11 protein-coding genes are annotated in these 17,379 nt (G+C 51.6%); 7 read left to right on the top strand and 4 right to left on the bottom strand.

From position 1 onward, the window contains the following. Positions 1–750 precede the first annotated feature (750 nt). Positions 751–960: a helix-turn-helix domain-containing protein gene (locus CA13_RS26730; RefSeq protein ID WP_419194870.1), complete on the top strand. Its 210-nt coding sequence runs from the start codon at positions 751–753 to the stop codon at positions 958–960. A gap of 467 nt (positions 961–1,427) precedes the next feature. On the opposite strand, the gene CA13_RS26725 is transcribed toward CA13_RS26730, so the two are convergent. Then, entirely contained in the window at positions 1,428–1,865 is a 438-nt protein-coding gene (locus CA13_RS26725; protein WP_419194869.1) for a hypothetical protein, read from the bottom strand. Between the two features lie 142 nt (positions 1,866–2,007). Between CA13_RS26725 and CA13_RS26720 the strand changes: the two genes are divergently transcribed. Further along, the gene (locus CA13_RS26720) at positions 2,008–2,211 is read left to right on the top strand and encodes a hypothetical protein (RefSeq protein ID WP_419194090.1); all 204 of its coding nucleotides are present in this window, start codon (positions 2,008–2,010) and stop codon (positions 2,209–2,211) included. A 468-nt stretch (positions 2,212–2,679) separates the two neighbouring features. Here the strand turns inward: CA13_RS26720 and CA13_RS26715 are convergent, their stop codons facing one another. Beyond that, entirely contained in the window at positions 2,680–3,384 is a 705-nt protein-coding gene (locus CA13_RS26715) for a PEP-CTERM sorting domain-containing protein (protein ID WP_146401909.1), read from the bottom strand. Between the two features lie 339 nt (positions 3,385–3,723). Here CA13_RS26715 and CA13_RS26710 point away from each other — a divergent pair, with 339 nt between their 5' ends. Further along, complete coding sequence (locus tag CA13_RS26710; RefSeq protein ID WP_146401907.1) at positions 3,724–4,794, top strand: glycoside hydrolase family 16 protein; 1,071 nt, start codon at positions 3,724–3,726, stop codon at positions 4,792–4,794. A gap of 796 nt (positions 4,795–5,590) precedes the next feature. Here the strand turns inward: CA13_RS26710 and CA13_RS26705 are convergent. Beyond that, a complete protein-coding gene (locus CA13_RS26705; protein WP_146401905.1) occupies positions 5,591–8,062 on the bottom strand; it encodes an alpha-L-arabinofuranosidase C-terminal domain-containing protein in 2,472 nt (823 codons plus the stop codon). A 252-nt stretch (positions 8,063–8,314) separates the two neighbouring features. On the opposite strand from CA13_RS26705, the gene CA13_RS35705 reads away from it, so the two are divergent. From CA13_RS35705 to CA13_RS26695, 3 genes are all read left to right on the top strand, one after another. Further along, positions 8,315–8,479: a hypothetical protein gene (locus CA13_RS35705; RefSeq protein WP_419194868.1), complete on the top strand. Its 165-nt coding sequence runs from the start codon at positions 8,315–8,317 to the stop codon at positions 8,477–8,479. Positions 8,480–8,551: 72 nt separating this feature from the next. Continuing rightward, positions 8,552–10,567: a S1C family serine protease gene (locus CA13_RS26700; protein ID WP_146401903.1), complete on the top strand. Its 2,016-nt coding sequence runs from the start codon at positions 8,552–8,554 to the stop codon at positions 10,565–10,567. After that, on the top strand, positions 10,564–11,868 hold the full coding sequence (locus CA13_RS26695) for an SHD1 domain-containing protein (protein WP_146401901.1): 1,305 nt from the start codon (positions 10,564–10,566) through the stop codon (positions 11,866–11,868). The genes CA13_RS26700 and CA13_RS26695 overlap by 4 nt, the downstream gene beginning before the upstream one ends. A gap of 275 nt (positions 11,869–12,143) precedes the next feature. Here CA13_RS26695 and CA13_RS26690 read toward each other — a convergent pair whose 3' ends face one another. Continuing rightward, positions 12,144–14,516 (bottom strand): glycoside hydrolase family 95 protein, encoded by a 2,373-nt coding sequence (locus CA13_RS26690; protein ID WP_419194867.1) that lies wholly within the window; start codon positions 14,514–14,516, stop codon positions 12,144–12,146. Between the two features lie 396 nt (positions 14,517–14,912). Here CA13_RS26690 and CA13_RS26685 point away from each other — a divergent pair, with 396 nt between their 5' ends. Then, positions 14,913–17,357 (top strand): glycoside hydrolase family 3 C-terminal domain-containing protein, encoded by a 2,445-nt coding sequence (locus CA13_RS26685; protein ID WP_419194866.1) that lies wholly within the window; start codon positions 14,913–14,915, stop codon positions 17,355–17,357. Positions 17,358–17,379: the final 22 nt, after the last annotated feature.

Genomic DNA, 17,379 nt, shown 5'->3' with positions numbered 1-17,379 from the left:
CCCCGGTCAAATCAAAAGCGTCGAGCCAAAATCCGCGTGAAACTATAACCAATAACATCAAACTCGCGCTGTCCAGCTAGACTACAAAACCGCGATATGCACCCAACATTTCGGAGCCGTTAGCGGAAGCTCGGAATCGGTTCATCGGTATCGACGTGATGATGTTGGAGTTTGACTTGTGCTGCAGCTGCTGTGATTGCTGCAAAACCAAAAATTGAATGAAACAGCCGCAACTGTTTTACGCCGCTGGATGGTGTTCGCTATCCATTGGGAATCGGGCGGATGTATCCGTGATGCCAATTGGCATTGAAGATGCAATCACTGGTTGTTTACAGGCTCTTTTGTGAGCCGAATCTCCAGAGCGTCTTGCTTCCAAGGCGTTCTCTCTTTTGCGATCCCCGTGCACTTGGTTGTCAGGTGCCGATCGAACCCTACCTCAATTCGGAGAGTGGAACGATGAAAGTGGTGTTGAGTGACCGTCAAGAGACGGCCAAATGCGTGTGGTGTGAGAAGGACAAAGAATGCGTGAAAACGTCATTCTCGGACGGCCTTATTAGAGAAGCTTGGCTCTATTGGAAGTGTTTGCAAGCCGCCTTCAAGGTTCGGTCACGCGGCAGCAAGTCTGAACTGACGAAGCCTGAGAATCCAAGCTAAGCCGCTCGCTTGACTTGCCTATTTGCCGGAGGTTCGGCTTAACAGCCGGAGCGTTCTTCTCTCCCTTTCATAGCCAACACATCGAGACAGACCAAAATGACCGATCAAGAACTTTCTGTTCGACTTGAACGAATTGCAACCATGTTGTGCTCGCTTATCGAGCAAGAGAAAACAAAAGAGCACTACACAACCGCCGAGATCGCCAACATTCTAGGTCGAGCAGAATCCACAGTCCGTGAATGGGCACGCGGCGGACGCATTTGGGCCGAGAAGCGGCAAAGCGGTCGCGGTCGAAGCCGCGAATAAATGATTTCGTCTGTCGAACTGGAACGCATTCAAAACGAAGGTTTGCTACCGCTGTGAGTAACTAAGATTCGGCCAAAGTATCTTCTCGATCGCGTCATGAAACGCGATCTGGTCCGATACCACCAAATCGGCCCTTACTGCTATTCTTCCCCAAAAAAGTCCCCAAGCAAAACAATGCAATGACTTATTTATGGACGGTCCATCGTGCAAGACTAGTTTTAAAAAGATCTGGCGATTATTTCGCTTGCCAATCGAGACAAAACGTTTGTTCGACATCGGTTTTCTTGGGGATCGATTATTATTCAAGCTACTTCGGCTATCCACGCATCGTTGATTTCAAGTTGGTTTTCGGGTAGATACTTTTCCTTTCATGTCTCGTCACCAATCGCGGCTCCGCCTGCATTTCGTGGCGGACAGCGTCTCGGTAAACGGGGAAACACCACAAACACCTAAAACCTTTAATTTGGTTACGACCTCTTTCCCTTATCCGCCCTTTTCCTCACACCGTAGTCTCGCCAATTTCGAAAGCAGCCGATGTCAATGCGGCTACATTCCAGCCTGTCAGTCGATAGCGGCAAGTAACTCACGCACCCATCGGCATTCTTCCGATGCGGGCAGAGCATCAGCCATCGCCGAGCAACCTCGGTATCCTCCCAGCTCGCAACAACATCCGGCCTGCTTCGCAGCATCACATGAAAATGGTTTGACAGAATTACGAAACCCAAAAGGTCGATACCGAGGCGAGCAGCGAACTGCTTTAACTGCTTTTCAATCCATACCTTACGGTGGTCAAAATTCTTGCCGCTGATCCGGTCATCCCCCATCAAGAAGCAGCGACGAACGGTGCGATTGAAAACATGAGTAATCGAGATTTCGGCGGGATCAAACACCTCGACGCGAGCCAATCTAGCCTCCGAATTCCTCTCCTAGAGCCATTGGTATCTACACAAGTCAGGAAAGGATTACGTCGGCAATCGAGGTCATTGAAAAATCTAAATTGACAATTGTAAATTTGAAAGTCTAGAAACGTTTCAGTGGAGAAGATCGATGGATCAGCGCGGTGAAGATCTGGAAGACCGATTGTTGGATTTTGCAGCACCCATTGGGAAATTGGTAGATGCGTTGCGGGACACTCGGCAAGGCTGGCATATCGCGGGACAATTGGTGCGAAGTGGCTATCTGATGATCGGATCACGCCGCTTCTCGATGAATGCGTCCAATTGTGCAACATCATTGGAAAGTCAGTCGTGACAGCCAAGGCTAACCTTCAAAAAATGAATAAGCTGGCTGACGGAGGCGATTTTACAATTTACAACTTTCAATTTAACTTTTTCAGTTGGTAACGACTTAAGCCAGTTTGGTACTTGTGTAGATACCAATGCCTAGAGCAACGGATCGTCAGAATCCGAAAAGTTGAGTGCAGCGCTACTGGATTGCGAGTAAACCCTCACTCGTGTGCTCCGTCCCCTCCTCTCCGCCTCCTCCATCCCCTTTGCTGCCTACTGTCCGGTTGCTGTTCGTCGAGTCATGACTTCGCTACACGCTTCCTTCAGACCCCGCCTCACGACGGATGCCCTTGCGTTTGGCTAGTCCTTCACCTCCGTCAAATTGGACAAGCGACTTTCACCCTCAAGCTGAGAAACATGCCTGGCAAACCAAAAAATCTCCTTCGCGTTTACGAAGGAGATTTGGTGATCGCTTTGAACTCGTAAGGTTGTGCTAAGCTGCGATATCAGAGTGAAGCTTGCGACGACGTCGTCGAGCGATAACCGTGCCGGAAAAACCAACGATGGCCAATGCCGCGAAGGTTGATGGTTCGGGTACGGCTACGGCCGTAGCAAGGCTGATATCTCCAATGTAGATAGGGTTCAAACTAGTATTGTTCTTAAACGTTACCAGTCCATTTAATACAGAGGTACCTGCAACGAAGCCTGAGACTGTGCTTAAATCAAACTCCAACTCATGCCAATTGCCGCCCGTGAAATCACCAATTGCACCTGGATTTCCGTCCAAGGTCCAGTCATCCGTTCCAAGGTCGAAACTCCCTGTGTCCATGCTAATGGTAAAACCGTTCATGTTGCCTGCATCGGTTGAGTAAGCGGATACCCGCAACAAGCTTTCGCCTGTCGGAATCGTGTATTCCTTCCCTCCGTAGAATTCGAGCCCACCGCTCTTGTAGCTGCCGTCAGGCGTGAACTTTATGACGCTCTCTCCCGGGAAGGTAGCCGTATCGATCTCCTTCATTCCGTTCGCGAAAAGTCCTCCATGCACAACTGTGCCGTCGAAAAGGACTACATCAGCATGGGTAACGGTAGTTGCGGACGATATGCCGAGGGCGGCGATGACGGCTAGGGTGAGAAAGCGTTGAATCATGCTGGTTCTCCAAGCGATGTTGGCGAGGGACAGAAAATCGACGAATGCCATTGCCAACAGAAATTATTGCATTGTCTTTAGTAAGTCTTATCATAGTGAAGAGGGGAGGGCTGTAAAGCTTTTCTGGCCAGGGAATGAGCAATTCTAGCGAGGTTTCTGGCAAGACAGACAAGCGGGCACGAATCCCCCGGGACGATAAAAAATCGCAATCAATGCTGTTTTGGCTTCGGAGATATAGGAGATTGGATTTGCCGCTACTGTAAATCGAAAAGCTAACCGGTATCGTAGGTTGATGCCGGTTGTTTCTATCTCGTCTTCGACCGAGACAGCCGTTGGGGGGAGGAGTGACGGCCCCCAAAGGCAACCTCAACAAATCTCATTAAGCGAATCATGATTTTTCGAATGCGTGCAATCTTGTTCCCCGCCTTGGCGATTTTAGTTTTGAGTTCTGCGGTGAATCGTGCCGAAGATGCGGCCGAGACTGCTACTGTTTCTGTGACTCCATCAGGAGAGGCACTCAACACATCCGGCGAACCGATCAATTCGCCAAGCTGGGTGCCGCCGGGAAAATGGGAGATTTCCTGGTCGGACGAGTTCTCGGGAAAAGGGGAACTAACGAAGTGGTTCCCCATGCTCGCCTACGATCCGGATACATTCAAAGCCAACCAAGCGAAGGGGCTCCGCTGGACCGGCGCAACAGAAGAATCCGCTTGGATGTATAGCACCAAATCCGGCAACCACGTACTCAACGGCTCGGGACAACTTGCGATGCGGATCGTCTGTGACAAAACGAAGCAAAATGAGCACGGGGACCGCGTCAATGCAGCCTACCTGTTGTCGGGCTATCCAGAAACATGGGCTAGTACTGAACCGAACAACGTGAAGTGGGCCGGCCAGTTTTTCAGCCCGAAGGAGGGGCCGCTCTACATCTGTGCAAGTGTTCGCAGCGATAAAATTATTGGCTATTCGACGTGGTTCGCGTTCTGGCTTTTTACCCAAACACGAGCCTATAACGACGAACCGGCCGATGGGACAGAAGTCGACATCGTCGAGATTGTCAAAGGCGAACCAGACTATATGCGGTACTGTTTCAACGTCGCTAATCACTGGGGAAAAAAAGACGCGTCGGAATCAAAGCAATTCAATGCCGCCTCACGCCCGCGTCCGCAGCAATACGTTGATGTCAACGACGACAAGTACCATGAGTACGGCTTGGAATGGTCAACCGATTTGATGAAATGCTACGTTGATGGAAAACTCTTCTACACCTTCACGGAAAACATCCCGACCGATCCCGTGGACATGATGATGCTTCTAACTTTAGAGTTCAAACCAAATTCGTGGGACCCCAATCAAGGCGACGGCCGCACCGAAGGCCCCTGCGTTGCTGAAAACAATGAAATGCGTGAAATGTCACGCGTCTTGGTCGACTACGTTCGCGTCTATCAAAAACAACCTTAGAGCGAGCGATCCGAGTATCGAACCTTTAACGCCACGCGTTGACTCACCATGACTCGTAACCAAAGTAACCAAAGCAACCAAAGTAACCAAAGAGGGCCATCAATAACCAAAGAGGGCCATCAATAACCAAAGAGGGCCATCCAACATCTATCTTTCGTACGGAACTTTTTCGGTGTCTTTGATTTGGGAATCTGCAGCCAGTCGATGCGCTCGAAGCTGCAGACCTTCTCTCCTACGAGTTCACAACCATCTTTGCAGCATCGACCGCCCAGCGGACAACGCCAATCAGAAAATCGGCTGCAAGTTCAAGAGTGCAAAACAGATGCCGCTACGCCGAAGATAACCCGAGCGGATTGGCTGGCGCACATAGCCATCCTTGGCCACTTCGAACCGCTTTACGAGCAAGACTCTCTATCGTTCCCGCCGCAATGCAAGGGTTTATTGGATGGCCCGTTTGTTTTTCGTTTGTTTTTCCAACGGAAAAAGAGCCGATCATTGGAACAACCTCCTCACGATAAACAGTGAACTCAAGGTAGGAGACCGGTGAGGACGAACAGAACCCCGTGTGCTCAAACGAAGAAAGAAGGAAGGCAAGCTAACAGCAACACCAAGGAGCGGAGACCCAACTCGTTATGCATCAGCAGCTTAAGCTTGTGCCCGTGCCATTGAGCCCGTGCCATTGAGCCCGTCACACCTGTTGTTAAAGACCATTCGCTTCATCTGACCGGGATAGCCCGGCCAGATGATATTCCAATTTGCTCACCTACGCTGGTATAGATTTGCGTAGAGGGTCACATCAACGCTCGGCCTTGATGCGAATGAATTCCACGGCAAACGGCGGGATGCTATGCGAAAACTCACGACCTGCGGCGATTTCACTCGTCACTGGCGCAACGGTATTGGGGTGATCCAACGTGTTGGTGGCATTTTTCTCACCCGACAAAGAGATCAACTGCGCCTTGGTGGCAACGCTATCGCTGCCCGCAATATTAAGATGAGCCTCAATCGGGTCGGACGTTGGATTGACGAGCTTAACAATCACCTCGCCGGCATCACGATCGTAGGTCGAGGAAATGCTCAACGCAGCTGGCTCGATCTTGTATTCTTGGACCAACTGATCATCGATGTAGCATTGTATCACGCCGGGCGTCAAATCGACCCGCAAATCGTACCAGCGGTTTGTCTCGATCGAACCGTTCACACTGTCCAACGTTGCGCTGCCGCTCGAAAAGTCTTCCAAGCCATGACGGCTGTTGTTCCATCCTGCCACGTTCCACCAATAACCACCGTTACCTTCCTTGTCGGCACCGAACCGAATCAGGAATCCTTCTGAGCCGCTTGTTTTGCGTGCTCGCACCGCGAACGTAACCGTTTCGTCCGAGAAGGTTTCCTGGCTAATACTCATTGCCGGTGCGGCCTGCTCTTCGGATTGAAGATAGTGACCATCCTTGACCGAATAATCGCCGCTGATCACGTTCCAATTGGCAGGATCCAACTGGCGTCCGTTCACCGTGACTTTTTCAACATCAATGGCGGTGTTCCAACTTCCAATGCCAACGCAACCGGAAACGGTAGGCCGATCTCCCACCGCCTTGGTCTCGACGCTGTTGCTGAGATAGACGTCGCCCTTGTTTTGCCCATAAATTTGTTGCACGTAGTAGTTCGTCGTTCGTACTACATTCCGTTTGTCAAAATAGATCATATCCGGGTTCCATTGTGAGTGACCCTCACGACCGAATAGCGGCGCGTAACACGTCATATCAACGATAGCCGCGTTTCGTTCCACGCCGTTTAGGAATGCCGCTTCCGAAAGCGCGGAAAAGAGCGTGTTTTTGCGATCCGTATCGTGAGCAGCGTATTCCCCTACAAAAATCAACGGCTTGTTACGACTGAACTCATCGAAGCGATCCTGATTGCCCAGGAACCATGATGGCGGCATGTAATAGTGCTCGTCGGAGCTATAAACATTGTCACGCGTCATTAGGTCGTAGATCGGGATCTCTGGTCCAAGCCCAGAGGTACCGATGATCTTGACGTCCGGGTATGCCTCACGAATGACCTTGGAGAATAGCGGAAAGCGTTGACGCATGTCGGGCGTGTCGTGTTCCTCGTTACCCAGGCAAACGAACTCCAAATTAAACGGTTTCGGATGCCCCATCTCGGCACGTACCTTACCCCACTTGCTAGTCACCGAACCATTGGCGAACTCGATCAAGTCCAACGCGTCTTGGATGTGCGGTCCGAGCTCTTCGATTGGAACAAATTCATTACAACGGAAACCACATCCCACGCCGATGGGAACGACAGGCAGCGGGGCCATTTCCAGATCTTCACAGAGTTGGAAGTATTCGAAGTAGCCTAGACCGTAGGTTTGGTGATACCCCCAAAGGTTCCAATTCGGTTTGCGTTCGGCAACGTCACCAACACTATCCTTCCAACGATACATGTTGTCTAAACCATGACCATGAGCGATGCATCCACCAGGAAAACGCAAAAACTTCGGGTTAAGCTCTTTCAACGCTTGGACCAAATCTTTCCGCAATCCATTTTTGCGACCATTGAATGTGTCTTGCGGGAACAGCGAAACCATATCCAGGTTCAACGTGCCCTGTCCCTTTGTGGTAACAACGAGGCGTGCGTTATCGGTCGTCGCGGAGGCAACAATGACGCCCTCGAGTTTCTGCCACGTTTGGCCACCACCCTTGAGAACAACCGAACCACAATCAGACACGTCGTCCGACTGTAATTTAACGGTCAACGCCGAGTCGCCATTCCAATCGTCGATTCTGGCGTAAAGTGAAACGTTGTACCGCTGCCCTTTATCCAAATGGATACCGTCGAAACCGCTATTGCTTATGCCAACAACGCCGCTCTGGTCAATCTTCAACTGCAGATAGTTTCGATTGTTTTGATTGAGTGGGCTTGTGTTGACAACCTTCGCATCGGCGTGCCCCCCTTCACCACCAATACTTTTCCAAGCAAACAAAGGATGAAAACCACTGCCACGATGCGTTTCTTCAAGCGAGTGATATTCGAACGAGCGGTTCTGTACCAATTCAGCATACAACCCGCCATCCGCTGCATAATTGATGTCCTCGAAGAACAGGCCATACAGGTGGGGACTCAAGGCCACCGTCGGCTTCGCACAATCGATTCGGATCTCAGCCCGGTTTTCAGCCTTGGCGATTGGTATGTTGGCCAGGACGATCAAAGCAGTGATGGCGACAAAGGAAACTAGGTTCCACGACTGCTGACGTTGCTTCTGCATGTCTCATTATCCTTAGAACGTAAAACAATTGGGAGATTCAGTTGCGAAAAGGTAACGTGACTACTTGCTTGACCAGAAACCGTGATACTTGACGGCTGCTGGGAATGCTTGCCACGTTTCAAACGCAACCTACTATGGTCCCCAATCATTCCATGGATACAACCCAAATATACGCATAAAAATATCCCATTTGCGCAGGCAATACCTTCACCGCGGATCGACTTGGGTTTCTGGACTACACCGAATTCAAAGATGGTCACACTGGCCTTCCTGCTAAGTGCGTTTAAAAGCATTGGAGTAATTCTCTCGCGGACCCGCGCCACGAAGTCGACCGAAGTGGCTTATCGCTGGCATGCCAAGAGCTTATCGCTGGCATGCCAAGAGCTTATCGCTGGCATGCCAAGCAAGGATGGCTAGGATCTGCTAACCTATTGGCCAGACGAGACGTGGTCGACTTCCATACCCGGGGCATCAAAGCAGAGAATAAGAATGAGAAGCGAAGCCAATCGCGACGATCGTAAGGTTGTCCTGTTTCTTGTTTTTTCTGGTCTACTTTTATTCGCCTTGCTCAGTTTGACCCTGCTATCGTTCGCTGGTTGGTATTTCTACCGCGATGTTTTCGTCACGACTGAACAAAAGCCGCAATCTCCGACTCACCCTTTTGTTGCCCAGCAGGCCATCCCGCAAATTGAAGAGAACATTGTTGCTGTCGCTGCAGAGGTCGAGCCGACCGTTGCAGAAGAACTTGAACACGAGTCCTCTCCAATTGCAGACGACGATCGCGCAAGCGATCTTGGCAATCATTTTTCCAAGTCCAAGGCAATGCAACTCCATTTGATTGCAGATCTTGCTTCTTTAGGTCCAGAAGTTCCCACCGCACTCGATCATGTGGAATCCGCTCTCAAGTATTCTTTTGATCCAACAAAGAAGTTGGTTTACGGTTTCGAGATCGAAGCTGAGGTGGGAACGAAGAAGCTCAAATACAGAGGCCGCAACTCGCTTCAGGGAACTGGGAATCGCCCAACCATCACCGCAACGGATGATGAAGTCGATGAAGGTAGCGGTACTGGGTTTGTCATCCATCCACAAGGAATCATTGTGACCTGTGCACACGTGGTACAGGGCGCAACGAGCATACAAGCAACCATCGGAGACTCGGAGCTTAGTGCGACGGTGATCAAGCTAGACTTTGAGAACGATCTTGCGGTACTACGTCTCAACAAGGATGACCTGCCCTACCTAAAGTTGGCGAACTCGGACCAAGTTCGATTGGCTCAGGAAGTCCGAGCATTAGGATACCCGCTGTCGGATGTGTTAGGAGAATCCATTAAAGTGACCAAGGGGGAGGTGTCTGGACGTGGCGGCCCCGATGGGGCGGATGGGCTTCAAATCGACGCGACGATCAACCCCGGGAACAGCGGAGGACCGCTTGTCGATGATGCTGGACGACTCGTTGGCGTCACCAGCTCACTACTTGCAGGTGAGGGCATCTCCGAAGTCGGTTTCGCAATCCCATCGAATAAGGTGATTGAGATTGCGAAGGAGCTGAACATTCCCGTGGTGCTAGAAGATCAGGCAACTGCCATGTCAGCGCCAGACATCATTGATTTGGTGAGCCCAGCGACCGCTCTATTGAAGCTCAGCTTTGGCCCCAACGGCGCCGGGATGGAATCCCCCTACGAACTCGATTACGGCTGTTATTGGTATGAGTCGACGCTGCCCACTCCGGGTGTGTTTCAGTCACCTTCATTGCGCCACGAGAACTATGACGGAAAAATTCAAATCGATCCGTCCGGACAAGTACTTCACCATGATGAACACGCAATGTTACCGTTGATGATTGAAAACGCAGGCCAGGTGGGGATTGAGATGCTGCCGAATTCGGCGCCCGGACGCACCGCCACCAGCCGTCTGATCGTATTCCAACAACGGACCGCCCAAACCCGATCCTCGGGACTGGATCGCTATGGGTTCGGCGGTTTTGCATCAAGAAGACGTCCGCCTTGGATGCGGTCACAATCGCCGCCACCTGAAAACTCGCCAATGCTGCTCGGAACCGAATCAACAACCATCGCTTTTGGAAAGCCTGGCCCCGACGGTATCGATGTGACAAAGACATACTTGCTGCGCATCGATGGCGAAGCTAAGGACGAACCACCTCTTGTCATCAGCGGATCCGGAAAAGGGATGTTCGACCCGAACGCTGGCCGGATGCTGCACATGAACTACGAAGCAACGATTACACTGAATCAAGATAACCTGACGATTCGCATTCCCATTAAATTCAATTACAAGCTAGTCGATCAGGCGGAGCTAAAGCAGGAACAGCAAGCAAGGCTAGAACGCGAGGAATCACGAGCGAAGGAAAGAGCCAATGCATTCATGAATTCGGATTCGCTATCGCCGTCAACAACGCGTTCCGTCGCTACCGACGATTTAGAGTTCGAAAACGTCAAAGATGCCCCCCAATCCACCAGCCTGAACAAGTTCGATCCAAACAAATGACATTCAACCGCCTGGTCCGAACATTTTCATTCGCCTGCGCGATCCTGCTGGGCTTCGTGCCTAACGCACTGGCTCGAACATGGACTGACCGCACTGGAAAATTCAAAGTGGATGCCGAGCTTGTTACCGTTCGCGACGGGAAGGCTTACTTAGAGAAAACAAACGGTCAAGTAACTGCGGTCCCGCTCGGACGCCTTAGCGTCAAGGACCTCACCTACATTGCTTCCCTTCCTGAGCACGCTACACACGTCAAAGCGCTGTTGCCAGAGACAAGCCCATCCACCGAGGGGGACGAGGCAGAGACGACGGGTAACGAGCAAGCGGGAAATCGAGAATCGCACGCCGCAGGATCGCCGGCGGTGGTGATGGCGACCATTGTCACCGATTCCCCATCAGCATCGGGATCCATTCGCCAATTTCGCTCGGATTCCTGGGGCTACAAGGGACTAGCGTTTTCGAATGATGGTGCATACTTGGCTACGCTTGGCAGCGATAACCTGACCCTCATAGACATCAATGCGTCGACAAAATCCGCTTACGATATCGGTAGCGACAATCGATCCGCCGTCGCGTTTTCTGCAGATGGTAAGCGGCTCTTTGCGGGGTCATTCAACGGCGAGGTGCTGGTATGGCAATTTGACGGCAAGGGGACTTTGAAGCCGGAGAATCATTTTTCAATCCATCGCGGAGAGATCAAATCGATCGTTGCATCGCCCGACAATAAGCATGTCATCACCATTCACTCCGCCGACATTGCCTGCCTGTGGGATATGGTGTCAGGTGAAGTGCTGGCGCGATACAAAGGCTTCCAATTTAGTTCCAGCGGAGCTGCCCGGTTCAGCCGTTACGGCGGACACATTCTAATCACCGATGGACGAATGGCGGCAGTGATTGACGTGCAAAGCCGCAAAATCATCCAGCGCATGCCGCTATCAAGTGGAAGCGGCCAATTTGCAGCGATCTCACCCCGCGGAAGCTTGATCTCGGCCGGCCGGACTTACGACGTTCATTACTTTGAAACGCAATCCGGAAAGCAGCCCGCCATGGGTGAAGGGAACGAGATTGCATGGTCCGCAGCCTTTTCACCAGGCGGCAAACGCCTAATTACCGGCTGCCGAGAGCACGTCAAGCTTTGGAATACGCAAAGCGGCATGCCGCTCCGCAAGTTTCAAATGGGCGACAGTGGCTATGTAAAATATGTTGCTTTCTCACCTGATGGAATTCATTTCGCAGCGATTGGTGGCCCGATCGGTAAACTGGTCGAAATTTTTCGTCTGCCCAGCGAAGAACGCAGACGATAGACACTCCGCTGCAAAATACTGCAATCGCAACCGTGCAAAAGGCTTTGCGCGAACGATTAAAGGGGAACGGAACGATCAAAGCACTGTCATGGTCGAGCATGCCCCTTAAGTAAACGCATTCGATCACTCCATCGCGTGAGACAGAGTTCCTGTCTGACGCTTTCTTTTTAGCAGTAAGGAAGGGGTTATCCGAAAAGCTATTGCGTTTTGTGACCACCGTTGGCAACGATTTTGATAGCAGCTCAGCTCATGCTGAATCACTGGAGTTTGTACTCCTAACGAGAGAGATTCCCGTCGAAGTGATACTTCTGGTTGGCTTCGGTTTCCAAGACAATGGCTTTGCCATCGTAGCACATCGTCAGTGGCGTCCCTTTTAACGATGTGACGTCCACTTGCAACAGTTTGCCATTTCGCCACTGCAGGTCAAAAACGAAGGCACCGCGGCCGCAAAGCCCCGAAACCGAACCTGTGGGCCATGCTTGGGGCAGGGCAGGAAGCAGGTCGACAATGGGCTGTCCGCTGTCGCTAAGCCGGTGACTTTGCATCAGCATTTCTGTCATGCCAGCACAAGTCCCCATGTTACCGTCAATCTGAAAGTACTTCTGGGTGTAGAAGTGCATCATGAGGTTCGGATAGAGATACTGCGTGATCGCTTTGTGGATCGTCTTGTAAGCCTGCTCTGGTTCTCCGAGCCGAGCCCATTCGTTTAGTAAGGTACCTGTAATCCAACTGCCACCCCGTTGGTAAACGGGAATCTTGGGAATCGTATAGACAAGATGTTTGACGGCCGCAGCGGCGAGTTCGGGTGTGTCGTGCGGCGTGATTGCTCGCCCCGGACTGATTGCCCACAACGGAGCAGTCTGGCCACTAACGACTGTTTGCTCCGCGGGAAAAGCCCATTCCATCAACCGACCCGTTTTTGAATCAATCTTTGTTGGCCGCAGTTTCGAGCGAATCGCACCGAGTTGCTCGCGGAAATCCGGATCGATATCAAGGACCTTGGTCGCCGCGATACAGTTGCTGAACAAGTCATACAGAATTTGGTTGTCCATCGTCGGGCCATAGGTCAGTCGCCCTTTTCTACCATCGGCCAAGATGAATGTCTGCTCAAAGGAAATCGCGGGGCAGGTTGAAAGATAACCATCCTTGTCCTGCGTTAGGTAGTCGACGAAGAACTCAGCCGCCTCGCGCATCGTTGGATAGGACTTGCGCAGGAATTCGACATCGCGAGAAAAATCATAGTGTTCCCAAATATGTCGAGATAACCATGCGCCACCCAATGTCCAAAGGCCGTGGATCGAAGTGTCGACCGGCGCTGCCCCGCGCCACAAGTCCGTATTGTGATGCACAACAAACCCGCCACACTTGTAGTGCTCGCGGGCAACTTTTCTTCCTGTGACGCGGACGTCTTCGATAAGTGCCAGCAGAGGCTCATGGCACTCGGCAAGGTTCGTTGTTTCGGTAGGCCACGTATTGAGTTCTGCGTTGATATTTAGTGTCCATTTACCGCCCCAGGGCGCACTGAGCCCCTCGGCCCATATGCCGACGAGGTTGAGCGGTTGAGTGCCGGGACGGGCGCCGGCGATGCTCAAATAGCGGGCAAACTGAAAGAGCTGTTCTTCGAGGAGCGCCGAATGCTCTCCGGCTAACATCTTCTGTATCAATCGATCGGTAGGAATCGAGGCATCGGATTCAGTGCCACCGAGGTCGAGACTCAGTCGGTTAAAAAGTCCACGATGGTCCGCAATGTGACGTTTCTTGAGATCGGCAAATGAACTTTGTTGGATTTTGGAAAGGCAATCCGCACAGCGCGACTGAGGATCCCCAGAGACGTCTTGATAATCAACATAGTTCGTAGCGGCGACCAGGACGAGCGTCGCGGCGTCTGCGCCCGTAACACTCAACCTGTTCTCGTCAGTCGAGACCGACCCGCCTTCGGTTGAAACCTGGATCTGACTTTCAAAATGGATCTTGCCTTCAATTCCGTTCCGACTGGAAGAAGTTCCCGTGATGTTTAAACCGTTCGTTCCTACATGCTGACGATTCTGTGGCGTATGCTCGGTCGAGAAGAACGTTGTAAACGAAATTTTGCCTGGTTGGTCGCAACTTAAACGAATCGCAATCACGTCGTCTGGGTGCGACGCGAGAATCTGGCGAGTGAATGTGGCACCACCAACCTTGTATTTGATTTCGACTAGACCAGTGCTCAAATCCAGTTGACGTCGGTAGTCCGAATAGGAGTCATGTCCTTGGCATTCGAGGTGCAATTTTCCAAGATTCTGGTAACCCTGCTGTTTACGTGGTACACCCAATGAGTGAGCGGCACCAAATTCAGCGGCTTCGTCGTATTTTTCCTCTCGGATCAATTTCCGGAGTGGTTCCAAGTACTGATGCGATCCGACATTTGTGTAATCATGAGGTCCGCCCGACCAGACCGTTTCTTCGTTTAAGTAGAAGACATCGGCTGCGGGATCACCGTGCATCATCGCGCCCCATCGCCCATTGCCGATCGGCAGCGATTCGGACCAACTCACCGCTGGACGGTCATACCAGAGGGTGACTTTAGATGAGTCATTAGCGTGACAATTTGCCGCCCCCGCAACGAAAATTGTAATTACGGCGATAACGAAAGTAGGAATTCGGTTCACGATATTGGACTTATTTGTTGCAGGCAGTGATTCGATCCGAGTCAATTTTTCCAACGAGTGTATTAGCGTCGGTGACACCGGGTCATTATGCGAAACGCCATTGTACTGAAACCAATAACCGCAAATTCAGCTACTCTATCGGATGTGAGAATATTTTGAAGAAAACCACTCCAAAAACTCGCTGGCTTCGTTTGCCCTCATGCGCTACACACGAGTGCGTTAAGCAGCTCGTCGCGTTGAAATTGGATCACTGAGTCGGTCTAATTTGCCCAGTCAAATTTCACAAACCCGATACAGACGAGTCTCAAATTTGATAAACTCTGGTTCTCATTTCAACGGAGCACAAATCGCCCCTTGATCCTATTTCACTACGATCAACTGCACGACTAAACTGACATGCGAAACCTAATCATTTTTTCAGTCCTGACTTTGCTAGGCATGCCGGCGCTGGCTCATGCCCAACCGTATGACAACGACGTTGTCCTGAGCCAAATTAACGCAGAGCTTTATCACGACACTTGGATCGATTTCAACAAGAACGGCAAAAAGGATGTGTACGAAAATTCTCAGGCCACGATCGAGGATCGCATTGAAGATCTGCTTGCACAGATGAACGTCGATGAGAAGACGTGCCAGCTTGTCACTCTGTACGGCTACAACCGCGTGGTTAAGGACGACTTGCCAACTGCGGCATGGAAGAGCAAAGTTTGGAAAGATGGATTGGCGAATATCGACGAGCACATCAATGGAATTGCTGGCCATCAAAACAAGAAGGAAAGCAAATATGTATGGCCTCCTTCGTCCCATGTGCGAGCGTTAAATGAAGTGCAACGATGGTTCGTGGAAGAAACGCGGCTCGGCATACCGGTTGACTTTACTAATGAGGGAATTCGTGGGCTATGCCACCATCGCGCGACGAACTTCCCCGCCCAAGTAGGCATTGGGGCGACGTGGGACAAAGAGCTGGTTGCACAAATCGGGAAGGTAACCGCTACCGAAGGAAAATCTCTCGGGTACACCAATCTTTACTCGCCGATTCTTGATCTGGCTCGTGACCCACGCTGGGGCCGCGTGGTTGAATGTTACGGCGAAGACCCGGTGTTGGTGGCAACGCTTGGTATCGAGCAAGCAAAAGCAATTCAGAGCGTCGGAATCACGTCATCACCAAAACATTATGCTGTCTACAGCATTCCCAAAGGTGGCCGTGACGGCCAAGCTCGCACGGACCCGCACGTGGCGCCACGAGAGATGCGTCAAATGTTCCTGCACCCCTTTGAACAAGTGGTTCGCAAAGTCGGGGTGATGGGAATCATGAGCTCCTACAACGACTATGACGGGGTTCCTGTTTCGGGCAGCCAGTACATGATGATTGACCTGTTGCGAGACGAATTCGGTTTCAAAGGGTACGTCGTTTCCGATAGCGATGCAGTGAAATTCCTGCACTCCAAGCATCGTGTTGCAAGATCAGCGAAAGAGGCTGTCAAACAATTTCTTGAGGGCGGCGGCAACGTCCGTACCGAATTCAACGCACCAGAGAACTTCGTCGGTCCGCTGCGCGAGCTGATCGCTGATGGCGATATCGACATGGATCTGATTGACGACCGTGTTCGAGACGTACTACGTGTGAAATTCACGGTTGGCTTGTTTGATACGCCTCTTCGAAGGGATCCCCAACAAGCGGACGGCGCAATCCGAAACAAGACGCACCGCGACATCGCTCTTCGAGCCGCACAAGAATCGATGGTGTTGTTAAAGAACCAAAATGATCTCTTGCCGCTTTCGAAAAACTGTGGCTCGATCCTCGTGTGTGGCCCGAATGCAACCGCCATTGAACACAGTGTCAGCCGCTATGGACCGACCGGAGGTGAAGTGATTTCGGTGCTCGATGGAATCCGCCAAGCAGTGTCCAAAGAGACACAAGTGCACTACGCCAAGGGGTGCGAGATTTTCGACGACCGTTGGCCGGAATCAGAAATCTTCCCCGAGCCACCAAGCGGTAAAGATGCGGAGATGATTGCGGAGGCAGTCGAGATGGCGAAGAATGCAGAAGTGGTAGTTGCCGTACTTGGCGAGTCAGAGAAAACCGTTGGCGAAGGCGTTAGCCGCACCGATCTAAACCTCACCGGGTATCAACGAGAGCTCGTCCAAGCGCTTCATGCTACCGGAAAACCAGTGGTCGTTGTGCTCATCAACGGTCGAGCGTTAACGATCAATTGGATCGATCGCTATGTGCCTGCCATCGTCGAGGCTTGGTTCCCGGGCGAATGGTGCGGGCGGGCGGTGGGCGATGTCCTATTCGGAAATTACAACCCCGGCGGCAAGCTTCCGGTGACCTTTCCACGTACCGTCGGTCAGGTTCCTCACAACTTCCCCTTCAAGCCGGGAAGTCAAGCGGAACAGGGACGAAACGGTGACCCTAATGGCGTCGGCAACTCACGGATCACCGGTGAATTGTACCCGTTCGGGTACGGGTTGAGCTACACAACCTTTGAGTACAGCGATCTCGAAATCTCGCCAGCCGTCATCACCCCTGGCGACGCGGTTCGAGTAAATTGTCAAATCACTAATACAGGCGACCGCGATGGTGATGAGATTGCACAGCTCTATCTACGCGATAATTTCAGTAGCGTGACTACCTACGATACGATGCTGCGAGGGTTTGAACGTGTTTCGCTAAAAGCAGGTGAGTCAAAAACGATCTCGTTTCAACTCGAAGAGAGCGACATGCAGCTGCTCGACCGCGAAATGCGTCGCGTCGTGGAACCTGGCGACTTCACCGTACGCATCGGCAGTTCGTCGACGAGCATTCATTTGGAGGGCGGGTTCAGCGTGGCCGAATAGGCATGTTGAACCATCATCGATC

Origin of the sequence: Novipirellula herctigrandis (assembly GCA_007859835.1) — a bacterium.
Lineage (GTDB): Bacteria > Planctomycetota > Planctomycetia > Pirellulales > Pirellulaceae > Novipirellula_A > Novipirellula_A herctigrandis.
This window is presented reverse-complemented; position numbering and strand designations above follow the sequence as displayed.

What these genes read in the sequence shown, in the direction of transcription:
- CA13_RS26730 (WP_419194870.1), top strand. Translation starts at nt 751, where the DNA reads ATGACCGATCAAGAACTTTCTGTTCGACTTGAACGAATTGCAACCATG.
- CA13_RS26720 (WP_419194090.1), top strand. Translation starts at nt 2,008, where the DNA reads ATGGATCAGCGCGGTGAAGATCTGGAAGACCGATTGTTGGATTTTGCA.
- CA13_RS26715 (WP_146401909.1), bottom strand. Translation starts at nt 3,384, where the DNA reads ATGGCATTCGTCGATTTTCTGTCCCTCGCCAACATCGCTTGGAGAACC.
- CA13_RS26710 (WP_146401907.1), top strand. Translation starts at nt 3,724, where the DNA reads ATGATTTTTCGAATGCGTGCAATCTTGTTCCCCGCCTTGGCGATTTTA.
- CA13_RS26705 (WP_146401905.1), bottom strand. Translation starts at nt 8,062, where the DNA reads ATGCAGAAGCAACGTCAGCAGTCGTGGAACCTAGTTTCCTTTGTCGCC.
- CA13_RS35705 (WP_419194868.1), top strand. Translation starts at nt 8,315, where the DNA reads ATGGTCACACTGGCCTTCCTGCTAAGTGCGTTTAAAAGCATTGGAGTA.
- CA13_RS26700 (WP_146401903.1), top strand. Translation starts at nt 8,552, where the DNA reads ATGAGAAGCGAAGCCAATCGCGACGATCGTAAGGTTGTCCTGTTTCTT.
- CA13_RS26695 (WP_146401901.1), top strand. Translation starts at nt 10,564, where the DNA reads ATGACATTCAACCGCCTGGTCCGAACATTTTCATTCGCCTGCGCGATC.
- CA13_RS26685 (WP_419194866.1), top strand. Translation starts at nt 14,913, where the DNA reads ATGCGAAACCTAATCATTTTTTCAGTCCTGACTTTGCTAGGCATGCCG.